This window comes from Streptococcus suis, assembly GCF_002964575.1.
GTDB lineage: Bacteria > Bacillota > Bacilli > Lactobacillales > Streptococcaceae > Streptococcus > Streptococcus suis_R.
The window spans coordinates 1-5,168 of record NZ_POQQ01000035.1; the positions used below are offsets into that span (position 1 = coordinate 1).

Annotated in this window: 1 tRNA gene and 3 rRNA genes; all 4 read left to right on the plus strand. The window is 49.5% G+C overall.

The window, feature by feature from the left end:
* The first annotated feature begins 222 nt into the window (after window positions 1-222).
* The 4 genes from C1E58_RS02830 to rrf all read left to right on the plus strand — a co-directional run bounded on the left by C1E58_RS02830 (window position 223) and on the right by rrf (window position 5,164).
* Window positions 223-1,771: ribosomal RNA gene (locus tag C1E58_RS02830) — 16S ribosomal RNA — on the plus strand.
* A 52-nt stretch (window positions 1,772-1,823) separates the two neighbouring features.
* Window positions 1,824-1,896 (plus strand) — tRNA-Ala (locus C1E58_RS02835).
* Window positions 1,897-2,059: 163 nt separating this feature from the next.
* A 23S ribosomal RNA gene (locus C1E58_RS02840) occupies window positions 2,060-4,964 on the plus strand.
* Between the two features lie 84 nt (window positions 4,965-5,048).
* Window positions 5,049-5,164: ribosomal RNA gene (gene rrf / locus C1E58_RS02845) — 5S ribosomal RNA — on the plus strand.
* The 16S, 23S and 5S rRNA genes sit together here with 1 tRNA gene alongside, the layout of an rRNA operon.
* The last annotated feature ends 4 nt before the right edge of the window (window positions 5,165-5,168 follow it).

A 5,168-nucleotide genomic window follows, 5' to 3' on the forward strand; every position in this document is an offset into this window, starting at 1 on the left:
ACACTGAAAAAAGAAACAAAAAAAGTTTCAAAAAAGTGTTGACAATTAGTTGAAGAAATGATAAACTAAGATAGTTGTCGCGAGAGCGCGGCAGTGAACAAGACCTTTGAAAATTAAAGAAGACGAACCAAACGTGCAGGGTGATTTATCTATGATAAATCGTCAATAACGAAAAAACAATAAAACGGAAAGCTAGCAATAGCTTGAGTTTGAATCAAAACTTTTTATGAGAGTTTGATCCTGGCTCAGGACGAACGCTGGCGGCGTGCCTAATACATGCAAGTGGAACGCTGAAGTCTGGTGCTTGCACTAGACGGATGAGTCGCGAACGGGTGAGTAACGCGTAGGTAACCTGCCTCATAGCGGGGGATAACTATTGGAAACGATAGCTAATACCGCATAACAGTATTTACCGCATGGTAGATGCTTGAAAGGAGCAACTGCTTCACTATGAGATGGACCTGCGTTGTATTAGCTAGTTGGTGGGGTAACGGCTCACCAAGGCTTCGATACATAGCCGACCTGAGAGGGTGATCGGCCACACTGGGACTGAGACACGGCCCAGACTCCTACGGGAGGCAGCAGTAGGGAATCTTCGGCAATGGGGGCAACCCTGACCGAGCAACGCCGCGTGAGTGAAGAAGGTTTTCGGATCGTAAAGCTCTGTTGTAAGAGAAGAACGTGTGTGAGAGTGGAAAGTTCACACAGTGACGGTATCTTACCAGAAAGGGACGGCTAACTACGTGCCAGCAGCCGCGGTAATACGTAGGTCCCGAGCGTTGTCCGGATTTATTGGGCGTAAAGCGAGCGCAGGCGGTTTGATAAGTCTGAAGTAAAAGGCTGTGGCTTAACCATAGTACGCTTTGGAAACTGTCAAACTTGAGTGCAGAAGGGGAGAGTGGAATTCCATGTGTAGCGGTGAAATGCGTAGATATATGGAGGAACACCGGTGGCGAAAGCGGCTCTCTGGTCTGTAACTGACGCTGAGGCTCGAAAGCGTGGGGAGCGAACAGGATTAGATACCCTGGTAGTCCACGCCGTAAACGATGAGTGCTAGGTGTTGGGTCCTTTCCGGGACTCAGTGCCGCAGCTAACGCATTAAGCACTCCGCCTGGGGAGTACGACCGCAAGGTTGAAACTCAAAGGAATTGACGGGGGCCCGCACAAGCGGTGGAGCATGTGGTTTAATTCGAAGCAACGCGAAGAACCTTACCAGGTCTTGACATCCCGATGACCGCCCTAGAGATAGGGTTTCTCTTCGGAGCATCGGTGACAGGTGGTGCATGGTTGTCGTCAGCTCGTGTCGTGAGATGTTGGGTTAAGTCCCGCAACGAGCGCAACCCCTATTGTTAGTTGCCATCATTGAGTTGGGCACTCTAGCGAGACTGCCGGTAATAAACCGGAGGAAGGTGGGGATGACGTCAAATCATCATGCCCCTTATGACCTGGGCTACACACGTGCTACAATGGCTGGTACAACGAGTCGCAAGTCGGTGACGGCAAGCTAATCTCTTAAAGCCAGTCTCAGTTCGGATTGTAGGCTGCAACTCGCCTACATGAAGTCGGAATCGCTAGTAATCGCGGATCAGCACGCCGCGGTGAATACGTTCCCGGGCCTTGTACACACCGCCCGTCACACCACGAGAGTTTGTAACACCCGAAGTCGGTGAGGTAACCTTTTAGGAGCCAGCCGCCTAAGGTGGGATAGATGATTGGGGTGAAGTCGTAACAAGGTAGCCGTATCGGAAGGTGCGGCTGGATCACCTCCTTTCTAAGGAAATGGAACCTGTACGTTAGTCTTCTTTAATTTTGAGAGGTCTTGTGGGGCCTTAGCTCAGCTGGGAGAGCGCCTGCTTTGCACGCAGGAGGTCAGCGGTTCGATCCCGCTAGGCTCCATTAACAACGAAAGTTGTTAAACTTGTCCATTGAAAATTGAATATCTATCAAACATTCCTAAACGTATGTAACAGTACGTATAGAAATAGTAACAAGAAAATAAACCGAAAACGCTGTGAATATTTAATGAGTTTTCTAATTTTGAAAAGAATTAGGTTAATAAGGTTAAGTTAATAAGGGCGCACGGTGGATGCCTTGGCACTAGAAGCCGATGAAGGACGTGACAAACGACGAAATGCCTTGGGGAGCTGTAAGTAAGCGATGATCCAGGGATGTCCGAATGGGGGAACCCGGCAGGTTGATGCCTGTCACTCACTACTGTTAAGGTAGTGTAGAGGAAGACGCAGTGAACTGAAACATCTAAGTAGCTGCAGGAAGAGAAAGCAAAAGCGATTGCCTTAGTAGCGGCGAGCGAAACGGCAGGAGGGCAAACCGAATAGTTTACTGTTCGGGGTTGTAGGACTGCAATGTGGACTTAAAGAGTATAGAAGAACTACCTGGGAAGGTAGGCCAAAGAGAGTAATAGCCTCGTATTCGAAATAGTCTTTATACCTAGCAGTATCCTGAGTACGGCGAGACACGCGAAATCTCGTCGGAATCCGGGAGGACCATCTCCCAACCCTAAATACTCTCTAGTGACCGATAGTGAACCAGTACCGTGAGGGAAAGGTGAAAAGTACCCCGGAAGGGGAGTGAAATAGAACCTGAAACCGTGTGCCTACAACAAGTTCGAGCCCGTTAATGGGTGAGAGCGTGCCTTTTGTAGAATGAACCGGCGAGTTACGATATGATGCGAGGTTAAGTTGAAGAGACGGAGCCGTAGGGAAACCGAGTCTGAATAGGGCGGATTAGTATTATGTCGTAGACCCGAAACCATGTGACCTACCCATGAGCAGGTTGAAGGTGCGGTAAGACGCACTGGAGGACCGAACCAGGGCACGTTGAAAAGTGCTTGGATGACTTGTGGGTAGCGGAGAAATTCCAAACGAACTTGGAGATAGCTGGTTCTCTCCGAAATAGCTTTAGGGCTAGCGTCGACATTTAAGAATCTTGGAGGTAGAGCACTGTTTGGATGAGGGGGCCATCTCGGTTTACTGATTTCAGATAAACTCCGAATGCCAAAGATTTATGGTCGGCAGTCAGACTGCGAGTGCTAAGATCCGTAGTCGAAAGGGAAACAGCCCAGACCACCAGCTAAGGTCCCAAAATAATTGTTAAGTGGAAAAGGATGTGGGGTTGCACAGACAACTAGGATGTTAGCTTAGAAGCAGCTATTCATTCAAAGAGTGCGTAATAGCTCACTAGTCGAGTGACCCTGCGCCGAAAATGTACCGGGGCTAAAACAATTTACCGAAGCTGTGGATAACACTTTAGTGTTATGGTAGGAGAGCGTTCTATGTGTGAAGAAGGTATACCGTGAGGAGTGCTGGAACGCATAGAAGTGAGAATGCCGGTATGAGTAGCGAAAGATGGGTGAGAATCCCATCCACCGTAAGACTAAGGTTTCCAGGGGAAGGCTCGTCCGCCCTGGGTTAGTCGGGACCTAAGGAGAGACCGAAGGGTGTATCCGATGGACAACAGGTTGATATTCCTGTACTAGAGTATGAAGTGATGGAGGGACGCAGTAGGCTAACTAAAGCGGGCGATTGGAAGTGCCCGTCTAAGCAGTGAGGTGTGATATGAGTCAAATGCTTGTATCTGTAACATTGAGCTGTGATGGGGAGCGAAGTTTAGTAGCGAAGTTAGTGACGTCACACTGCCGAGAAAATCTTCTAGCGTTGTATCATACTCTACCCGTACCGCAAACCGACACAGGTAGTCGAGGCGAGTAGCCTCAGGTGAGCGAGAGAACTCTCGTTAAGGAACTCGGCAAAATGACCCCGTAACTTCGGGAGAAGGGGTGCTCAGTTAGACTGAGCCGCAGTGAATAGGCCCAAGCAACTGTTTATCAAAAACACAGCTCTCTGCTAAATCGTAAGATGATGTATAGGGGGTGACGCCTGCCCGGTGCTGGAAGGTTAAGAGGAGGGTTTAGCGTAAGCGAAGATCTGAATTGAAGCCCCAGTAAACGGCGGCCGTAACTATAACGGTCCTAAGGTAGCGAAATTCCTTGTCGGGTAAGTTCCGACCCGCACGAAAGGCGTAATGATTTGGGCACTGTCTCAACGAGAGACTCGGTGAAATTTTAGTACCTGTGAAGATGCAGGTTACCCGCGACAGGACGGAAAGACCCCATGGAGCTTTACTGCAGTTTGATATTGAGTATCTGTACCACATGTACAGGATAGGTAGGAGCCTACGAAGTCGGGACGCCAGTTTCGACAGAGGCGCTGTTGGGATACTACCCTTGTGTTATGGCTACTCTAACCCAGATAGGTTATCCCTATCGGAGACAGTGTCTGACGGGCAGTTTGACTGGGGCGGTCGCCTCCTAAAAGGTAACGGAGGCGCCCAAAGGTTCCCTCAGATTGGTTGGAAATCAATCGCAGAGTGTAAAGGTATAAGGGAGCTTGACTGCGAGAGCTACAACTCGAGCAGGGACGAAAGTCGGGCTTAGTGATCCGGTGGTTCCGTATGGAAGGGCCATCGCTCAACGGATAAAAGCTACCCTGGGGATAACAGGCTTATCTCCCCCAAGAGTTCACATCGACGGGGAGGTTTGGCACCTCGATGTCGGCTCGTCGCATCCTGGGGCTGTAGTCGGTCCCAAGGGTTGGGCTGTTCGCCCATTAAAGCGGCACGCGAGCTGGGTTCAGAACGTCGTGAGACAGTTCGGTCCCTATCCGTCGCGGGCGTAGGAAATTTGAGAGGATCTGCTCCTAGTACGAGAGGACCAGAGTGGACTTACCGCTGGTGTACCAGTTGTCTTGCCAAAGGCATCGCTGGGTAGCTATGTAGGGACGGGATAAACGCTGAAAGCATCTAAGTGTGAAACCCACCTCAAGATGAGATTTCCCATAACTTTATGTTAGTAAGAGCCCTGAGAGATGATCAGGTAGATAGGTTGGAAGTGGAAGTGTGGCGACACATGTAGCGGACCAATACTAATCGCTCGAGGACTTATCCAAAAATAAACTAGAGTCAATATTGACAGCGTTGGTTTTTCTTGGTAGAATATAGATATTCAATTTTGAGTTGACAAGACTCAATAGTTAAGTGACGATAGCCTAGGAGATACACCTGTACCCATGCCGAACACAGCAGTTAAGCCCTAGAACGCCTGAAGTAGTTGGGGGTTGCCCCCTGTGAGATACGGTAGTCGCTTAGCGCAA